Origin of the sequence: Rhizobium sp. SU303 (assembly GCF_021052345.1) — a bacterium.
GTDB lineage: Bacteria > Pseudomonadota > Alphaproteobacteria > Rhizobiales > Rhizobiaceae > Rhizobium > Rhizobium laguerreae.
In genome coordinates, this window is record NZ_CP088095.1 from 2,730,894 (window position 1) to 2,747,104 (window position 16,211).

The 16,211-nt window shown below is 61.6% G+C and carries 16 protein-coding genes and 3 pseudogenes; 8 read left to right on the forward strand and 11 right to left on the reverse strand.

The annotated features are described in order from the left end of the window. Positions 1-7 precede the first annotated feature (7 nt). Positions 8-784 (forward strand): phosphodiester glycosidase family protein, encoded by a 777-nt coding sequence (locus RlegSU303_RS13675; protein WP_131719038.1) that lies wholly within the window; start codon positions 8-10, stop codon positions 782-784. Positions 785-841: 57 nt separating this feature from the next. Here the strand turns inward: RlegSU303_RS13675 and RlegSU303_RS13680 are convergent, their stop codons facing one another. From RlegSU303_RS13680 to RlegSU303_RS13690, 3 genes and pseudogenes are all read right to left on the reverse strand, one after another. Further along, positions 842-1,438, reverse strand: a complete 597-nt coding sequence (locus RlegSU303_RS13680) for a demethoxyubiquinone hydroxylase family protein (RefSeq protein WP_017960981.1) — start codon at positions 1,436-1,438, stop codon at positions 842-844. A 122-nt stretch (positions 1,439-1,560) separates the two neighbouring features. Beyond that, a pseudogene (locus RlegSU303_RS13685) lies at positions 1,561-3,439 on the reverse strand (ABC transporter ATP-binding protein). Between the two features lie 171 nt (positions 3,440-3,610). Further along, on the reverse strand, positions 3,611-4,177 hold the full coding sequence (locus tag RlegSU303_RS13690; RefSeq protein WP_017960983.1) for a YybH family protein: 567 nt from the start codon (positions 4,175-4,177) through the stop codon (positions 3,611-3,613). A gap of 89 nt (positions 4,178-4,266) precedes the next feature. On the opposite strand from RlegSU303_RS13690, the gene RlegSU303_RS13695 reads away from it, so the two are divergent. Beyond that, positions 4,267-5,292, forward strand: coding sequence for a LysR family transcriptional regulator (locus tag RlegSU303_RS13695; protein ID WP_094085646.1), 1,026 nt, complete (start codon positions 4,267-4,269; stop codon positions 5,290-5,292). An 82-nt stretch (positions 5,293-5,374) separates the two neighbouring features. Continuing rightward, positions 5,375-5,777: pseudogene (locus RlegSU303_RS13700) on the forward strand (GFA family protein). A gap of 79 nt (positions 5,778-5,856) precedes the next feature. Here the strand turns inward: RlegSU303_RS13700 and RlegSU303_RS13705 are convergent. The 3 genes from RlegSU303_RS13705 to RlegSU303_RS13715 all read right to left on the reverse strand — a co-directional run bounded on the left by RlegSU303_RS13705 (position 5,857) and on the right by RlegSU303_RS13715 (position 8,201). After that, positions 5,857-6,330 (reverse strand): VOC family protein, encoded by a 474-nt coding sequence (locus tag RlegSU303_RS13705; protein ID WP_131642706.1) that lies wholly within the window; start codon positions 6,328-6,330, stop codon positions 5,857-5,859. A gap of 250 nt (positions 6,331-6,580) precedes the next feature. Then, positions 6,581-7,585, reverse strand: a complete 1,005-nt coding sequence (locus RlegSU303_RS13710; RefSeq protein ID WP_131719039.1) for a carbon-nitrogen hydrolase family protein — start codon at positions 7,583-7,585, stop codon at positions 6,581-6,583. Positions 7,586-7,808: 223 nt separating this feature from the next. After that, on the reverse strand, positions 7,809-8,201 hold the full coding sequence (locus RlegSU303_RS13715) for a VOC family protein (RefSeq protein WP_131719040.1): 393 nt from the start codon (positions 8,199-8,201) through the stop codon (positions 7,809-7,811). A 193-nt stretch (positions 8,202-8,394) separates the two neighbouring features. Here RlegSU303_RS13715 and RlegSU303_RS13720 point away from each other — a divergent pair, with 193 nt between their 5' ends. Together RlegSU303_RS13720 and dapB are read left to right on the forward strand one after the other, a co-directional pair. Then, positions 8,395-8,610, forward strand: coding sequence for a hypothetical protein (locus tag RlegSU303_RS13720; protein ID WP_065280454.1), 216 nt, complete (start codon positions 8,395-8,397; stop codon positions 8,608-8,610). Between the two features lie 130 nt (positions 8,611-8,740). Next, positions 8,741-9,511 (forward strand): 4-hydroxy-tetrahydrodipicolinate reductase, encoded by a 771-nt coding sequence (gene dapB / locus RlegSU303_RS13725; protein ID WP_131719041.1) that lies wholly within the window; start codon positions 8,741-8,743, stop codon positions 9,509-9,511. A gap of 15 nt (positions 9,512-9,526) precedes the next feature. Here the strand turns inward: dapB and RlegSU303_RS13730 are convergent, their stop codons facing one another. The 3 genes from RlegSU303_RS13730 to RlegSU303_RS13740 form a co-directional block, all read right to left on the reverse strand. Further along, positions 9,527-10,447: an ornithine cyclodeaminase family protein gene (locus RlegSU303_RS13730; RefSeq protein ID WP_131719146.1), complete on the reverse strand. Its 921-nt coding sequence runs from the start codon at positions 10,445-10,447 to the stop codon at positions 9,527-9,529. 99 nt (positions 10,448-10,546) lie between these two features. Continuing rightward, complete coding sequence (locus RlegSU303_RS13735; RefSeq protein ID WP_017960990.1) at positions 10,547-11,053, reverse strand: GNAT family N-acetyltransferase; 507 nt, start codon at positions 11,051-11,053, stop codon at positions 10,547-10,549. Between the two features lie 136 nt (positions 11,054-11,189). Next, positions 11,190-11,615, reverse strand: coding sequence for a hypothetical protein (locus tag RlegSU303_RS13740; protein ID WP_131719042.1), 426 nt, complete (start codon positions 11,613-11,615; stop codon positions 11,190-11,192). A 313-nt stretch (positions 11,616-11,928) separates the two neighbouring features. On the opposite strand from RlegSU303_RS13740, the pseudogene RlegSU303_RS13745 reads away from it, so the two are divergent. Together RlegSU303_RS13745 and RlegSU303_RS13750 are read left to right on the forward strand one after the other, a co-directional pair. Continuing rightward, positions 11,929-13,331, forward strand: a pseudogene (locus RlegSU303_RS13745) (pyridoxal phosphate-dependent decarboxylase family protein). A 142-nt stretch (positions 13,332-13,473) separates the two neighbouring features. Continuing rightward, entirely contained in the window at positions 13,474-13,794 is a 321-nt protein-coding gene (locus RlegSU303_RS13750; RefSeq protein ID WP_131642711.1) for a low molecular weight protein tyrosine phosphatase family protein, read from the forward strand. 105 nt (positions 13,795-13,899) lie between these two features. On the opposite strand, the gene RlegSU303_RS13755 is transcribed toward RlegSU303_RS13750, so the two are convergent. After that, positions 13,900-14,376 (reverse strand): GNAT family N-acetyltransferase, encoded by a 477-nt coding sequence (locus RlegSU303_RS13755; protein ID WP_131719043.1) that lies wholly within the window; start codon positions 14,374-14,376, stop codon positions 13,900-13,902. A gap of 154 nt (positions 14,377-14,530) precedes the next feature. Between RlegSU303_RS13755 and RlegSU303_RS13760 the strand changes: the two genes are divergently transcribed. Beyond that, positions 14,531-15,316: a class I SAM-dependent methyltransferase gene (locus tag RlegSU303_RS13760; protein ID WP_131719044.1), complete on the forward strand. Its 786-nt coding sequence runs from the start codon at positions 14,531-14,533 to the stop codon at positions 15,314-15,316. 58 nt (positions 15,317-15,374) lie between these two features. On the opposite strand, the gene RlegSU303_RS13765 is transcribed toward RlegSU303_RS13760, so the two are convergent. Then, complete coding sequence (locus tag RlegSU303_RS13765; RefSeq protein ID WP_012758016.1) at positions 15,375-15,797, reverse strand: TIGR02594 family protein; 423 nt, start codon at positions 15,795-15,797, stop codon at positions 15,375-15,377. Between the last annotated feature and the right edge of the window lie 414 nt (positions 15,798-16,211).

The window sequence follows — 16,211 nt, forward strand, 5'->3', positions numbered from 1 at the left end:
GACACCGATGACCTATCTCAAACGTGGCACGCTCGCCGGGGCCATCATGCTGGCGGCAACGATAGTATCCGTGCATCAGGCGCATGCGCAACCATGCGAGCAAGAAAGCTTCGAAGAAGCGAAATACGTCGTCTGCACGCTGGAGCCGGGCAAAGCCGACCTCCGATTGTTCTGGAAGAACGCCGATGACGCACCCTATCGCACTTTTTCAAGCCTTGCCGAAGCCGTTCGCGCCGAGGGGCGAACACTGGCTTTCGCCGTCAACGCCGGGATGTACCGGGCCGATTTTTCGCCGATGGGACTTTATGTCGAAAACGCCAGGGAATTTCAGCCCGCCAATACGACAAAGGCCGAAAGCTCAGCCGGTCAGGTGCCGAATTTCTATAAGAAGCCGAACGGCGTGTTCTTTCTGGGTGAGGCAGGTGCCGGGATACTTCCGACCGATAAATTTCTGAAGCGTTGGCCCAAGGTGCGGTTCGCCACGCAATCCGGCCCGATGCTTGTCATCGCCAACAAGCTGAACCCGATCTTCATCGTCGGCTCGACAGACCGAACCCGCCGCAACGGTGTCGGCGTCTGCGAGCGTGGCGCGGTTCGTTTCGCGATCAGCGAAGACGGGGTGAATTTCCACGATTTCGCAAGGCTCTTCCGCGACCATCTGAAATGCCCGGATGCCTTGTTTCTCGATGGCGGACGGGGTGTCGGACTTTACAATCCCGAAATGGGCCGCAACGACCGGTCTTGGCACGGCGGCTACGGCCCTATCTTCGGGCTCGTCGAATAGCGCACTCGCATTTGGCCAAAGGCCCGACAGCAGCAAGTTACCGTTTGCGCGGCAAGACTAGCCCCTCCCCGCACGCGCCATTTCGGCGCGCATCCAGCTCGAGTCTCCCCAGGTCGAGAGCCAGATCATCAGGTCGGTCAGGGCGCCGACGACGGGCAGGAGCAGGGCGTGGCTGAGGCCCCGCCCTTTCTGGCTGCTTTCGGCCGTCCTGAGATGCGCCAGTTCCTGTTCCTGGATCGACGCGATGAGGGCGTGAAGCTCGGGATCGCGCTTTGCAAGGAAAACCAACTGGTCTTCGAGATGGCGATGGACCGTGCTTTCGACTGCCTCGGTGCAAATCCAGATCATGTTGCGCCCGGCAAGCGCCGTCAGGAAGCCGAGCACAGAACCGCCGAGGCTCCAGAATGCCATGACACGACACGGCTTGGCGCTCCTTGCAGGCATCGCCTCGCGAAACAGGCGGCAATGGTCGATCTCGTCCCGACGCATCTCTTCAAGCGCCGGCACGATGTCGGGAAACAGCCGCCGAGCCACCAGGATCTGAGCGCCATAGATCCTGATAGCACCGAACTCGCCCGCATGGTTGACCTTCAAAATGCGGCGGACGGTGACATCGGAATCGCGCCTGCCCAACCTGCTCGACGAGTTGATCATTGCCCCTGCCCCGGTTCCCTTGCCAGCAATAGGCAGGATTGCCGCCGCCAACGTCAAGGGGTGCGACCGCGGATAAGGTGTCGTGGTTTGCCGACGTGACAGGCACTTATTCAGCACCGCGGTCAGCCCTCTGGCGAGGGCGGCGAGGGCTCATCGATGTCTTCAGGAATGAAGCCGCCGGTCTGGCGTTTCCACAGGCGCGCAAACAGGCCGTCGCGTTCGACCAGTTCGTCCGGCCTGCCCTCCTCCACGATGCGCCCGTGGTCAAGCACGACGATCCGGTCCATCCTGGCGATGGTCGACAGCCGGTGGGCGATGGCGATCACCGTCTTTCCCTCCATGACCAGGTTCAGCCTTTCCTGGATTGCGGCTTCGGATTCGCTGTCGAGGGCGGAGGTCGCCTCGTCGAGCACCAGGATCGGCGCATCCTTCAGGAGAACGCGGGCGATGGCCACGCGTTGGCGCTGGCCGCCTGACAGTTTGATGCCGCGGTCGCCGACGAAGGCGTCATAGCCCCTGCGGCCTTCGTCGTCGGAAAGATCGGCGATGAAGACATCGGCGCTTGCCATCTTCGCCACCGCTTCGATCTCGTCCTTCGTCGCCTCCGGCCGGCCGTAACGGATATTGTCGCCGACAGAACGGTGCAGCAGCGCGACGTCCTGCGCGATGACCCCGATGGAGCGGCGAAGGCTCGCCTGGGTGACGGCGCGGATATCCTGCCCGTCGATGAAGATCGCGCCGTCCTTGATGTCATAGAAGCGCAGAAGCAGGTTGGCGAGCGTGGTCTTGCCGGCGCCGGAGAGGCCGACCAAGCCGACCTTCTCGCCGGGCAGGACCGTCAGCGACAGATCATCGATGACAGGCTTGCCGGACTTGTAGGCGAAGCGGACATGGTCGAAACGAATCTCGCCGCTGCTGACAGCGAGGTCTGCCGCATCCGGCCGGTCGGTGATGGTGGGCGGCGTCGTCATGACGGGCATGGCGTCCTTGATGGTGCCGACTGCCTGGAAGATCTGCCGGCCCATCTGCAGGAAAGTGAAGATCTGCGTCGACAGCCGGTTGAGGATGTAGACGGCGCCGACGAACTCGCCGATGGAGAGAAATCCGTTGACGAGGCCGGAAAATCCGATCGACAACATGCTCAGCCACAGCAGCGTGTTGAGGACGACAACGGTCAGTTCCGAGCTGCGATAGATGCGCTGTTCACCCTGCTGTGTCTGCACGGCCTTCTGGATGGTGCGGCGGATAGCACCTGCTTCGCTATCTTCGGCCGCAAACTGCTTAACCATCTGCATGTTGGTGTAGAGATCGGTGATGGCGCCGGCCACCAGGCTGCGTTGCTTGGCCGTTCGGCGAGAACGCTCGACAAAGGTGGGAACGATCCTGACGGTGAATGCCACGTGAGCGCGATCCAGACAACGACGGGCAAGGCGAGTTGCCAGGCCAGCGCGCTGAGCAGGATCACGGAGCCCACCAACTGCATCAGGAAGCGCGGGATGGACTGGAAGGCGGCAATGATCTGCTGCTGCACAGCGGAGGCCACCTGCGACAGGCGCGAAGCGACTTGCCCGGCATAGAGATCATGGAAGAAGGCGAGATCCTGCCGCTCCACCGCCTTGTGACCCTGCCACTGGATGGCGGCCGGCATGCCGATGCCGAGTGTATGCGACGTGAGAGTATTGCGCACGAATGAAACGATCGGCATGACCGGAAAAATCAGGAAGCCGAGAATGGTCAGCAACGGCCATTCGCTCTGTAGGAAGGCGGAGCGCCCTGTTGCGTAACGCCGTCGACGATGACCGAAAGTCCCCAGACGATGGTCAGGTTGATCGCCTCGAACGCCATGGAGCAAAATGCCAGCGCAATCAGCACACCCCGAAACATCGAGATGAAATGCAGGAGTACCGCCACCGGCCCCTTCGACGGTAGTGGCCGGTAGGGGATATCGAGCGGCCGGATCAGGTTTTCGAAAGGACGATAGATCGCATCTGAAATCGACATGGGCCACTCGGATTAAAATCGGGAGAAGGCGTGGACTCAGCTACGCAAGGTCGCAGAAAACCATCTCCAGACTGCAATCTCAATTATAAATTTCAGAAAATCTATGGAAGGGGCGTTGCCGCGAGAGCCGGGGTCCACGGCAAGGCGATCGTTTTCAAATCCGGACGGACATCATTCGCCCCGGGCCAGGGCTGCGGCCTGTTCCAGCGAGATCTTCCCAACCAGTGGGTCGGCATGACGGTGGGCGAGCAGCCACTCCGATCCATGCCGGCGATAGACCTGAGTGACGCGCAACGACCAGTTCTGGTCCGGCAGGCTGCCTACCTCACCATGCTGGCGCTCGATCATCACCAGTACGATCAGGTCACCACTGACGTAGGACTTTTCCACCTCCAGGGTTCCGCCGCCATTGCGGAAGAACCGAGCGAGCTCGGCCAGATGCTCGGGACTGTCGTCGAAGCCATGGCTGGCGGAACCACCGAAAGGCTGCATCAGGGTGAAGTCGTCATCGAGGCGGATGAGGCTCGCCCACCGTGTCATGTCGCCGGCCATGAAAGCCGCCGCCTGTTGTTCTGTGCGGCGGATGATGGCGAGCAATGCCGCATCTGATCCCGGAGCGGCCTGCGCGACGCGCCCTGTTGCGGCGACCGCCATTGCCAGGGCGGCTCGCCGGGATAGGGTTGCGACCTGTTGCACGGACTTGTCGCCGCGCGCCGTTTTGCTTTTGAAAAGGGTCATCGGATCTTCCTATTGGTGACCGGCCATACCGGAATGGTTGTGATCTCCCACTTTCAGGATAATGAATCCAATGATATGATTTCAGCGATATGCTGAACCAAATTGATCTATCCAGAATCGACCTCAACCTGCTCGTGCTGTTCGAGACTGTCATGGAGGAGCGCCATGTCGGGCGTTCGGGGCAGCGGTTGAACCTCTCGCCTTCGGCGATCAGTCACGGCCTTGGCCGGCTGCGCATGCTGCTGGGTGACCCGCTATTTCTCAAAACACCGAAGGGCGTCGTTCCGACAGACCGGGCCGAGGAACTTGCAGCACCCATCGCCGATATATTGGCGCGCGTTCGCAGCGTGGTGGCGACAGCGGAGCCATTCGATCCAGCGCACTCTCAGCGGCGATTTACGATCGGCGCGCCCGATGGCGTTTCGTCTGTATTTCTGCCGCCGTTGCTCGGCCTGTTGGCTAAGTCCGCTCCCGCCATCGCAATCAGCATCCGGCAATTGCTGCCGAGACAGGGCGAGCCATCGCCTGATCTGGCTTGGCGTGATGCGTTAGCCACGTTGGAAGCCCGTGACATGGACATCGCCATCATTCCCCAGGCCGAGTTTCCAGTCCGCTTTGCAAGCCTGCTGCTCTACGAAGAGGATTTTGTCATCGCAGCCCGTCAGGGCCATCCTTTGCTGACAGATCCGACACTGGCCAACTACTGCGCCGCGCAGCACCTGGTGGTCTCGCATCTGGGCGATACTCATGGCTTTGTCGACAATATGTTGGCCAGCCATGGATGCTCCAGGCGAGTGGCGCTGACGGTCCCGAACTTCATGTTCGCGCTCGCCGTGCTTGCGGAAACCGACTTTATCTCGGCCTTGCCGCGCCGCTTCGTCGAGATGCATGCCGCGCGGTTCGGCGTTGTCAGCGTCAATCCTCCCCTGCCACTCGGACGCTTCGCCATGAACGCGACGGCGCCGAAGGCGGCAATGCGTGACGAAGGCGTGGCCTGGCTGGTAAGGCTCCTGCAGGCATCCGTGGATAACGCGATAGATAAAACCCGCGCTCGCGGCGAAGGTCTTCGGGCCCTGCGAAACGCGGGCACTCGCGCAGCCGATACACTGCGCTGATAGCGGAAGCCCCATTTGCGGTCATCGCGCGACTGAGGCAGGATGCCGGACTTGAACGGGGAACAGGATAGAAGCGACGCTCATGCTGACGGGCTCATGTCATTGCGGCAAGGCGAGCTGGAGACTTGAAGGTGAACCCGGCTCGATCACCGCCTGCAACTGCACACTCTGCCGACGCTACGGCACGCTGTGGGCTTATGACTACGAAGGAGAGCGCATCGCTCTCACCGGTGAGACCGCCTCCTACACCCGCGCCGACAGGGACGAGCCGTCTCTCGAAATATTGTTCTGCCCATCCTGCGCCTGTGTCTTGAGCTGGCGCGGCCTTCGGCTTCGAAAGGACAGCCGTCGGCGCATGGCCGTCAACATGCGGCTTGCGCCGCCCGGATCTCGTTCAGGATCTGCCTATCGATCATTTCGACGGCCTGGACACGTTTGAAGACCTTCCATCCGCGGGGCGTTGCGTGCGCGATCTCTGGTTCTGAGCCGACTGCGAGGAGCGACACGGACCGGATCGGGCCAGATGCGAGCCCCTGGTAAAAGGTCGTTCTGCGCGAAGCTGCCTCAGCCGCGCCGCGCCGCCTCGATCGTCGCAATGTCGATCTTCCTCATGGTCATCATCGCGTCAAAAGCACGCTTTGCCTGGCCACCGCCTGCCGAGAGCGCTTCGGAGAGGACGCGCGGCGTAATCTGCCAGGACACGCCCCACTTGTCTTTGCACCAGCCGCACTCGCTTTCCTGGCCGCCATTGCCGACGATGGCATTCCAATAGCGATCGGTTTCTTCCTGAGTGTCCGTTGCAATCTGAAAGGAGAAGGCCTCGTTGTGTTTGAACGCAGGACCGCCGTTCAGGCCGATGCAAGGAATACCCGCAACTGTGAATTCAACGACCAGTACGTCTCCTTGCTTACCGTCAGGATAATCTCCCGGTGCCCGAATGACGGCACCCACGGCGCTGTCGGGAAAAGTCGCGGCATAGAAGCGGGCAGCAGCCTCAGCGTCTTTGTCGTACCATACGCAGATCGTGTTCTTTGCCATTGCGTGATCCTTTCGCTCTTCGTTTCGCATTGCCCACTGAAATAAGAGGCAAATCGTCTTTCTCCAGCCCAGTCCGAGTGATTTCACGCGGACGACTGTACAGCGTTGCTAAATGGTCGAGGTCCCTGCGGTGTTGCCATCGTCCGGGTTCAATGACTTCGGGACAAGCGGGTATGAGGAGATTTGCGGAACCGTGCATATAGCATCGGCTGCATTCACTTTGCCGGAATGCAGCCGACGCGACGCGGCTCTAAAACATATCCCGCCCGTCGCTGCGCGGATCGCCGGCCACGCGGTGCGGCTCGTAAAGGCCGCTCAGTGCTTTGCGCCGCCACGGCCGGGCAATATCGCCGTGATTGTCGTCGATATCGGCGAGCGATATCGCGGCCGTTCCATCCGCAGGGCATTGCGCTGCCCACCGGCCACCGGGAGCGACGATCCCGGAAGACACGGGATCGGCTAAACCGGGATGTGCAAGTATGGAGAAACTCACCCAGTACCTGTTGCTCGCCGCATACCCCTGCACCTCGGCGGCGAAGGAGGTATCATTGGCCGACGTCCCCCCAGTGGACGAAAACAGCACGCAGTGGACATCGAGCCGCTCGTATTCGGTGAAAATTTGAGGAAAGTTGCACTCCATGCCGAGCGCACAGCCGAAACGGATGCCGTCGACCTCGAAGGTCACGGGGATCGAACCAGGCGTGTACATGAAGGAGATCTTTGTGTTCGACAGCAGACGCTCGTCGTAGCGCGTCACCAGTTCGCCGCGATCGGAGACGACATAAAGGCTGTTGTGCGGCCGGTGCGGTGCCGTCAGCGGATGCACCGAGCCGATGACCGTCCAGAGCCCGAGTTCGCACGCTAGCTTGCGCGTTGCATCCAGCTCCTCACGCAACACGGCCCATTCGAACCGCCGCCAATCGGACGGCCCGATCTCTCTCGGGCCGATTTCCGACATGATCCGCTTGTTCGGCGATGATGTCGTTCCTTCGGGAAAGTGGATGAGCCGCGCCCCTGCCTCGCGCGCCTGCCGCATCAACAGGCGCATCTCCTGTCCGCTCTGGCGAAGCTTGTCGGCATCGCGGGGATCGTCTGCATAGGTGGTCTGGGCCACGGCCAGACGCAAGCGTCTCACCTCAGGCTGTGCATCGTTCGCCGACCTGGGAAGAACATGCATGCGGGCGGCGGTGTAGGATTCACCCGTCTTGGCGGCGCGTGCACGCACCCGCCGCTTGAAATTTCCATTCTCAGTCATATCAGGGCCTCTCACGTTCCGGACATCGTTCCCCAGCAACAGGCCCGAAACATCAGGACCAAGGATCACGACCCGAGACGAAAGTCCCTTTGCCTCCGCTTGAAGACCCTGCTGGGGAAGGTCCTGGGAGGTTCGGCGTTAGGCCACGCCGACACAAAGATGCCGAGGCGACCGCGATTCGTCAATTCGGGGAATGGCCGGGATCGGCAGGCGCCGAGGCGCCCTACTTCGGGCGGCCCACCTTATCCACGCGCCACGGCGGATCGATGCGGTTTGATCCGGCGAAATAAAGGATGATGCGGTTGCCGCCGGGGTCGAAAAGCTCCGCCTCGCGCCAGAGCCAACTCTTGTCCTCCGGTCCGCTGACGAAACGAAGACCGGCCTCGCTGAGACTGCCGACCGTCTCGTCCAGCTTCTCGCACTCGAAATACACCGTGGTGCCGCCACCGCCGCCTTCGTCGCCCTGATGCAGGGAGAAGGTGCTGTCCCCTTCCGGGCAGACGAAGCGCGCATAGCGAGGACGAGCGTCGACGACGGGCTTGAGACCGAGAGCGCAGTAGAAGTTCCAGCCCGCATCGAGGTCAGGCATCGTAACGGTTACTTGATTGAGGCGCATGATCTATCTCCTCGGCTGAGTTCGCGCAAAACGGTGCGGCGGCTTGGCACCACGACATTCATAAAAACAAAGACCTGAAGCCGTCGCATGAATCTAATTCTAAGCAAGCAGTTTTAGTGTCATCGACACAAAACTCGTGTCAGACTGCGCACGCCACGTACACGCCGGCGCACCGACCGAGAGGGCCGAAGCCATGCACAAGTTCACCGTATCAATCACTCGGGAGATCGAGGCCGACACCGCCGAGGAGGCCGCCTTGCTCCTGTATCAGGAACTATCAAGGGGACCGATCCCCGACCGCTACTCGGTCGTCGACGAGACGAAGGCTGCCACGGAGGTGAAGCTGGACCGGCAAAAGGCCGATGAATTCGCCAGCATCGATCACACCGCTGACCCCGGCAACTGGTAAGCGGCAGACGACCAGAGGAGATCGCTGCTTTGCCCCGGGAGCGCAAGTGCGGTAGTTGCAGATCCCGTTCGCCGACGTAATGCCGATGCAAACAGCCGTCCGTGGAAATATCGCGAGCCAAGGAAAGTCCGTGACCTCACCAATCAAAATAGCCGTCGCCGGCGCGAACGGCCGCATGGGGCGCGCCATCCTGCCACTGCTGGCGGCCGATCCGGATTTCGCGTTCGTCGGCGGCATCGGCCGTGAGGGCTCCGCAGGCGCCGGGCTGATCGACCGTTCGGCCGCGATCGGAGCGGCCGACGTGATCCTAGATTTCACGACGGGACGTGCTGCCGCCGAACTTGCCGGTTTGTGCGCGTCGGCCGGCGGACCGGCCCTGGTGATCGGAGCGACGGGTTTCGAGCCGGATGAGCTCGAACGGATCGAAAAGGCCGCCCGCGCGATTCCGATCCTGCGCTCCGGCAATTTCTCCATCGGCGTCAACATGCTGGTCGGCCTGGTCGCTCAGGCCGCGCGCGCCCTTCCCGCGAATGGCTGGGATATTGAAATCCTCGAAGCCCATCACAACAGGAAGATCGACGCACCGTCCGGTACGGCGCTGATGCTCGGCGAAGCGGCGGCCGAGGGCCGCGGGGTTTCCCTCGCATCCGTCGAGCGGCGCGGGCGTGACGGCATCACCGGTGAGCGCCCAACCGGCGAAATCGGCTTTGCCGTGTTGCGCGCCGGCGGGATCGTTGGAGAACACAGCGTCCTGTTTGCCGCCGCCGAGGAAGTCGTGACGCTCTCGCATTCGGCTCTCGACCGCGGCATGTTCGCCCGCGGCGCGCTTGCCGCCGCCCGCTGGATCGCAGGGCGCGCACCCGGCGAATACGCTATGGGCGATGTGCTGGGCCTGCCGTGAATAAGGGAAACAGGCTCACAGCATATCGAGGATTGCCGAGGCGACGACGACCTCGGTTCCAGCCAATCCGACGGAGCAAAACAGCGTCGTATCGCCAGGCAATTCTCGCCCGGCCGCCTTCCCGGCCATGATATCGGCAAGGTCGGCCATGCGGTGTTCATTGCCGGAGCCGGTCAGGAAAAAGGGCGAAGCATAGGCGCGCGTCTGTTCGGGTGAATCCGTCGCGATCACGGCGGCGACATCGGCAAGATCCAGGCCGAGTTCGTATCCCTCATGCGTTTTCGGGCCGACGGTGTTGACGTGCACACCGGGCTTCAAATCCCTGGCATGAATGACGGGCGTTCGGCTCGTCGTCGCGCAGATGACGATGTCGGCGTCATCGACGGCTTCAGAGGCGCTGCCGGCAGGCTCCACTTCTATACCCAAGGTGTGCTGCATCTCGTCTGCAAAGGCGCCGCGATTTTTCTCGTTTCGGCTATAGACGCGGGCGCGGTCCAGCTTTCGAACGGCGGCGGCCGCGGCAAGCTGGGTTCGCGCTTGCGCTCCGCTGCCGAGGATCCCGACGATGCTGGCGTCAGGCGCGCTGAGATGCCGGATGGCGAGCCCTCCGATCGCACCGGTTCTGAGGTTGCCGAGACGATCTCCGAGAATAATGCCCTTGAGCTTCGCGTCGTCGGCCGACCACACCGCGACGATCTGCGAATGCTCCGCCCCGTCGAATGTTTCATAGACTCGGAAGCCCGCGAGCGGTTTCTCGCCGAGGATGCCGCCGACGGTGAAGACGAGATCGCCGCGATCGGGAAAAGAGACATGGTGCCGGGGCGGAGAGATCAACCGATTGTCGGCTCTCGCGAGAAAAGCGGTCTCGAGAGCATCGATCGCGATCATCATCAGCGCGCTGCCGACCAGATCCTCGTCTTTCAGAGTTTTCGTCACCACCAAACCTCCAGCCGATGCCGGCATGCTGCAACCCCAACCCCGCTTGAGGTCAATAGGTCGCGCAAGCCGATATGCGTTGAGCCATCCGCGTGAGACCTAACCGACCAAACGGCGAGCCATCATGACGTCGTCGATCTCCCTGCCCTCCTCCAGAACCCCGCCGGGAATCCTGCCGATCTCGGAGAAGCCTTCCCGCTGATAGAAGCGTATTGCCGCCGGGTTCTCCGCGCTGACGAAGAGTTCCAGCTGCAGGATGCCGATATCGCGCGCGTGATCGGCCACCGCGCTGAGCAGCTTGCCGGCAAGGCCCGTTCCGCGCAGGCTCCTTCTCACGTAAACCATGATGATCGTCGCGCGATGGGCCATCTTGCTCGACCGCTGCCGAACTAGGCCGGTTATGCCGACGGGTTCGTCACCCTGAAAAGCGATGAAAACCGGCTCATTCAGGCGATTGCGCCACTCCTCGAGAGAAAGAGCCTCCCAGTCCTCGTAGCGGCTTGCAAAGAGGGACGGTTCGGTACGAAGCGCTTCCAGACGGATGCGCCGGAAAGCCTCCACTTCGTCTGCCCTGACATGCCTGATCGTCGTGCCACTTCCATCCATCGGGACCTCCTGTGAGATGAGAGGTACTGTCAATACAGATGGCCTCAGCCGATGCAACCGGCGTCAGGAAGCTTCGCAGTTCAGCATATGCTCGAAGTGACGAGATCGAACGGAAATCCCCCGTCTCAGGCGCCGGTCACTGCGCCGGACTCCCCAGCCGGCCCCCCTTCCGGACGACCGGTTCGCCGCTCGGACCGACCACCGATTGATCGGTCGGCCTCGCTGCCGGTTCGCCAGTTGGCCCGACCACCGGTTCACGGGCTGGCCCGTCGACTGGCTGGCCGGTGGATCGGACGACCAGGGGATCGGCTGGCTGGACGGCGGATTGATCGGTCGTTTGCCTGGGCACCGGCTCACCGGTTGGTCGGGCCGCTGATTGCTCGGTTGGCCCGGCAACTGGCTCATCAGTTGAGTCGGCCACCGATTGACCGGTTGGCTTGTCGATCGCGAACGGTACAACTTCACGGATGATGAAGAGAAGAGCTATCCCGACCAACGTGCATGTCAGCGCGTAGAGAAGGAAATATTTCAGTGCATATCCCTCGCTGATTGGCAGCACCAACTTGACAATGGTGCAAATGATATTTCCGCATTATTGAACGATACTTGCAACGAAGGCAATCATTTTCAATAAGAGCCGCGAAGTTTCAAAAACGCACAGAACGGGATAAGGTAGTTATTGTAGATATTTAGGAAGCGCCTCCCCGATGCTCAATTTATCTTGAGGTCTCGGCAAGCCCAAGGAAGGCCCTGGAACCCAGATCCGAGATCTGCCAGGCGAAGACAGCCTCGGCGATATGGGCTAGTTTGGGTGTGCCGGCAGCCTGCTTTCGAGGGTGAGGCCCCCCAGGATCGGTGGCGGCAGGGGGACCCGCATGACGGCAATTGCATCTCTGTTTCAGGAAGCCGCCCGCCTTGCGGCCGCGTTCCGGCAGGCAGCGCCCGCCCGCCATATGCCCACCCACGACTACGCAGCCTCGCTTGCCTGTTTCGAAGAGCCGCTGCCGGCGGCAGGTTCCGATATGCTTGATGTCATCAGGCGTCTCTCGGACGGCGCTGAACCGGGCTGCATGCAACCACTGGACCGCGCTTTTTCGGCTGGGTCATCGGCGGCTCCCATCCGGTCGGCGTCGCGGCCGATTTCCTCACCAGCGCCTGGGGCCAGAATGCCGGAAACCATGCCGTTGCCCCAGCCGCGGCCGCCGTCGAGACCGTCGCGGCGAGATGGCTTCTCGATCTCCTGGAGCTGCCGGCCGAAAGCTCGGTCGGCTTCGTCACCGGCGCGACGGTGGCGAACTTTACCTGCCTTGCCGCCGCCCGCGGCGAGGTGCTGCGCCAGGTGGGCTGGGATGCCGATGCAAAGGGCCTGTTCGGAGCGCCTGAGATTACCGTGCTGATCGGCGACGACGCCCACACGACCGTCTTCTCCGCGCTGCAATTCCTCGGCCTAGGCCATGATCGCGTGCTGCGCCTGCCCACTGACGCGATGGGACGGATAGACCCGGCCGCGCTGGCGGGCACGCTCGATACTGTCTCTGGACCCGTCATCGCCGTTCTACAGGCGGGGCAGATCAATACTGGCGCCTTCGACGATTTCGCCGCCGTCATCCCGCTGTTGAAGGCGAAAGGCGCCTGGGTGCATGTCGATGGCGCCTTTGGCCTCTGGGCGCAGGCGTCAGCGAAGACCAGCCACCTCAGCCGCGGCATCGAAGCGGCCGACAGCTGGGCGACCGACGGCCACAAGTGGCTGCAGACGCCCTATGATTGCGGCTATGCGATCGTCCGCGACGAGCTCGCCCATCGCCGCGCCATGACGATCGCCGCGAGCTATCTGCCGCTCGCCGGCGAAGGCGAACGCGATCCCTCCCATTACGTGCCCGAGCTTTCGAGGAGGGCGCGCGGCTTTGCCACCTGGGCGATGCTGAAACATCTCGGCCGCGACGGCATCACCGCCTTGATCGATCAGTGCTGCACCTCAGCGCGGCTGATCGCCGATCTTCTGTCGCGGCAACCGGGCATCGGCATACTGAACGACGTCGTGCTGAACCAGCTCGTCATTCGCTTCGGAACGGACCTGCCCTCCGAAGAAGGCGACGCGTTGACGCGAAAGACGATCGAAAAGATCCAGGCGGACGGCATGATCTTCGCCGGCGGCGCCAAATGGCGCGGCCGTGACGTGCTGCGCCTCTCCGTCACCAATTTCCAGACCACGTCAGATGAGGCGCAACTGGCGGCACAAAGCATCATCGCCGCGTTCAAGAGTGTGAGCGGCGGCTGACGCAACGCGCGACAGCGAAGGCAATTCTTCCGCCGACCTCAACGGACGCAGGCCCGCCCGTATTCCGTCGATTGCCCCTTGGTTCGCTCGTGCACGGAATTGTGCTATCGCGGGCCCCGCTCACTCCAAGAGAGATCGAAACGTGAAAAACGTCCTGTTCGTCTGCAGTCAGAACAAACTTCGCAGCCCGACGGCCGAACAGGTCTTCGCAGGCTGGCCGGAGATCGAGGTCTCCTCGGCCGGCACCAACAACGATGCCGAAAACCCACTGTCGAACGAGCTGATCGAATGGGCCGATATCGTCTTCGTCATGGAGAAGGCTCACCGTGCGAAAATCCAGGGCAAGTACCGGTCAGCTCTCAAAGGCAAGCGGCTGATATGCCTGGATATTCCTGACGATTACGATTTCATGGACCCTACGCTCGTGCAACTACTGAAGGTCAAGGTACCCCGGCATCTCTGAGCCCGGTCACGCGACCGCAAAACGACGCCCGCGCAAGGCGGGCAAATTCTTCCGTCCGTCCCGCTTGCGCCAGTGGTGGCACTTGCGGCCAAGCTGCGGGACCGGTCAAACTTGTTGAGAGACATATTCCGGAAACTCGGCCGCACCGCGACTTAGGGCTTTCACCATTAGCAGGCCGTCGTCGAAGTAGCCGTTTCTCGCGTAGAACTGGTGCGTACGCTCCCTTCCCAGAACCATGGCAATACGGACCACCGCGCATTCAATCCGCTCCGCCTCCGCCTCGATCCACGCCATCATCTTGCCGCCGATGCCCTGACTGCGCACGGCGTTGTCTACCACCACATTGTCCGCCTCGATATACTTGCCGCACCACAACTGAGTGCCCGTCCAGAAACCCGACGCACCCACCATCCGTTCGTCGATATATGCTGCTATGCAGCGGTAGTTGCTCTGTGCGAACATGGCTGAGAGTCGTTGGAAAACCACGGCCTCGCTCAGGCGACTAACCTGGCTGTACAGCGGGAAAATCGTCATCATCTCATCGAGGCCAACCAGTTCGCGGATGATCACTTCGTCGGACACAGCAGCCCCCTATCCTCTCGATCGCATGATAGTGCACGCGAACTTGGTCATGATCCATGGGCGTGAACCACTTGCAGTAGACTGCCTGTCTTCCCATTGTAATCCGCTGCGCTTATAGCTCCCCGCCCGTTCCGATCGCACAAGGAGGAGAGCCATGAACGCCAATGATGTCGCCGCCCATTGGGAGAGCAATGCCGAGACCTGGACGATCTATAGCCGCGCGGGCTACGACAAATATCGCGACGCGCTGAACACGCCGGCCTTTCTTGAGATGCTGCCGCCGGTGACAGGCCTTGCCGGGCTCGATCTCGGCTGCGGCGAAGGTTCCAACACCCGCGCCGTCGCCCGCCTCGGCGCCCGCATGATCGGTCTCGACATCGCCCCGACCTTCATTCGTTATGCCCGCGAGACCGAGACGCAAGCGCCCCTCGGCATCGACTACGTGCTCGGCGACGGCCAGGGCATCGATTTCCCCGAAGCGAGCTTCGATTTCGTCACCGCCTTCATGTCGATGATGGACATGGCCGATCAGCGCCAGGTGCTGAAGGGCATCCACCGCGTCCTGAAGCCGGGCGGCTTCCTGCAGTTTTCGATCCTGCATCCCTGCTTTGTGCCGCCGACGCGCCGCAATATCCGTGACGAGGCCGGCAAGCCCGTCGCAGTGGAGATCGCCGATTATTTCGATGAGAGCGACGGCCGGATCGATCGCTGGATTTTTTCCTCCATCCCAGAGGAAGAACGGGTGACGCTGACGCCGTTTGCCGTCCCGCGTTTTCACCGGACGCTGTCGACCTGGGTGTCGATGATCGTCGAAGCGGGGCTGACGATCGAAGCTTTCGGCGAGCCCATGGCGTCAATCGAGGTGGCGCTTGCCGAGCCAATAGTCGCCGATACCCGCATCGCGCCGATCTTCCTCCACATCAGGGCGCGCAAGGCGTAAGGCCTGTTTTCCCGCCGCCTGCCGAGGTTTGGAAGGTGGGTGAGTTCTCACCCCAACATCATCGTCGCACGGCGACCACCGAACTGGCGCGATAGCGCGACAGCTGGACCCGGTTGGATTGGTTGCCGCCGAACAGGTAGACGTACTGCCGGCGCTGATCGATGTGATCGAACAGGCTCACATGAAAGCGCCGGCCGGTGCGGATCACCACGACATCCCCTCGCCTGGCGGAGCGGACACCGACCGGCTTGCCGAACTTCCTCCAGGACGCCGCCATGTTGGGGTTTGGCGGCGGTTGCCGCGAAGACCGTTTGGCGACAAAGGCAAGGAACGCCCCGCACCACGATACCCTGCGCGGATTGATGCTGAGGAAGGAGATGGAGCGTTCGTGCATGCTCTTGTACTTGGACGCCGTGCCGAGCATGTCCGCCTCACAGGGCACGGCGAGCGCCGTGAGGACGATGACGAGAATAACCTTCATAGTTACCCACCATTGTTTGTATAATGTTGAAATTCCGAAATGTGGCGAAGAATAAAACAGGCGCGGCAACGTAGATGCGAATTATGGCGTGATTTAGAAACAACTAATACTGGCATTTTAGCGGCGGAAATTTGTCCGAAGCGAGGCGCAGAACGACGCCGGCGAGCCTTCATTTGCGGCCGGACACGGCCATCACAAACCCCGTAAAACATATGTTTTGCTAGGCCGAAAGGCTGGAGTTTCGCGATCCCAACCAGGTCCACTCAGACGAGATGGACTGTGGCCGCAATGCTTGAGCAGCAAAACCATTCGCCAAGAGTTGACGACAGTATGCGGAATTAGCTCCTCACCTATACGAGCTATATTTCCGATGGCCGCTCATAATACTTCGGCGCCATGGGAAATACATTGCGC

Bases quoted from the DNA above. Each gene is read 5' to 3' on its own strand.
- RlegSU303_RS13675 (WP_131719038.1), top strand. From the start codon at position 8: ATGACCTATCTCAAACGTGGCACGCTCGCCGGGGCCATCATGCTGGCG.
- RlegSU303_RS13680 (WP_017960981.1), bottom strand. From the start codon at position 1,438: ATGATCAACTCGTCGAGCAGGTTGGGCAGGCGCGATTCCGATGTCACC.
- RlegSU303_RS13690 (WP_017960983.1), bottom strand. From the start codon at position 4,177: ATGACCCTTTTCAAAAGCAAAACGGCGCGCGGCGACAAGTCCGTGCAA.
- RlegSU303_RS13695 (WP_094085646.1), top strand. From the start codon at position 4,267: ATGCTGAACCAAATTGATCTATCCAGAATCGACCTCAACCTGCTCGTG.
- RlegSU303_RS13705 (WP_131642706.1), bottom strand. From the start codon at position 6,330: ATGGCAAAGAACACGATCTGCGTATGGTACGACAAAGACGCTGAGGCT.
- RlegSU303_RS13710 (WP_131719039.1), bottom strand. From the start codon at position 7,585: ATGACTGAGAATGGAAATTTCAAGCGGCGGGTGCGTGCACGCGCCGCC.
- RlegSU303_RS13715 (WP_131719040.1), bottom strand. From the start codon at position 8,201: ATGCGCCTCAATCAAGTAACCGTTACGATGCCTGACCTCGATGCGGGC.
- RlegSU303_RS13720 (WP_065280454.1), top strand. From the start codon at position 8,395: ATGCACAAGTTCACCGTATCAATCACTCGGGAGATCGAGGCCGACACC.
- RlegSU303_RS13735 (WP_017960990.1), bottom strand. From the start codon at position 11,053: ATGGATGGAAGTGGCACGACGATCAGGCATGTCAGGGCAGACGAAGTG.
- RlegSU303_RS13760 (WP_131719044.1), top strand. From the start codon at position 14,531: ATGAACGCCAATGATGTCGCCGCCCATTGGGAGAGCAATGCCGAGACC.
- RlegSU303_RS13765 (WP_012758016.1), bottom strand. From the start codon at position 15,797: ATGAAGGTTATTCTCGTCATCGTCCTCACGGCGCTCGCCGTGCCCTGT.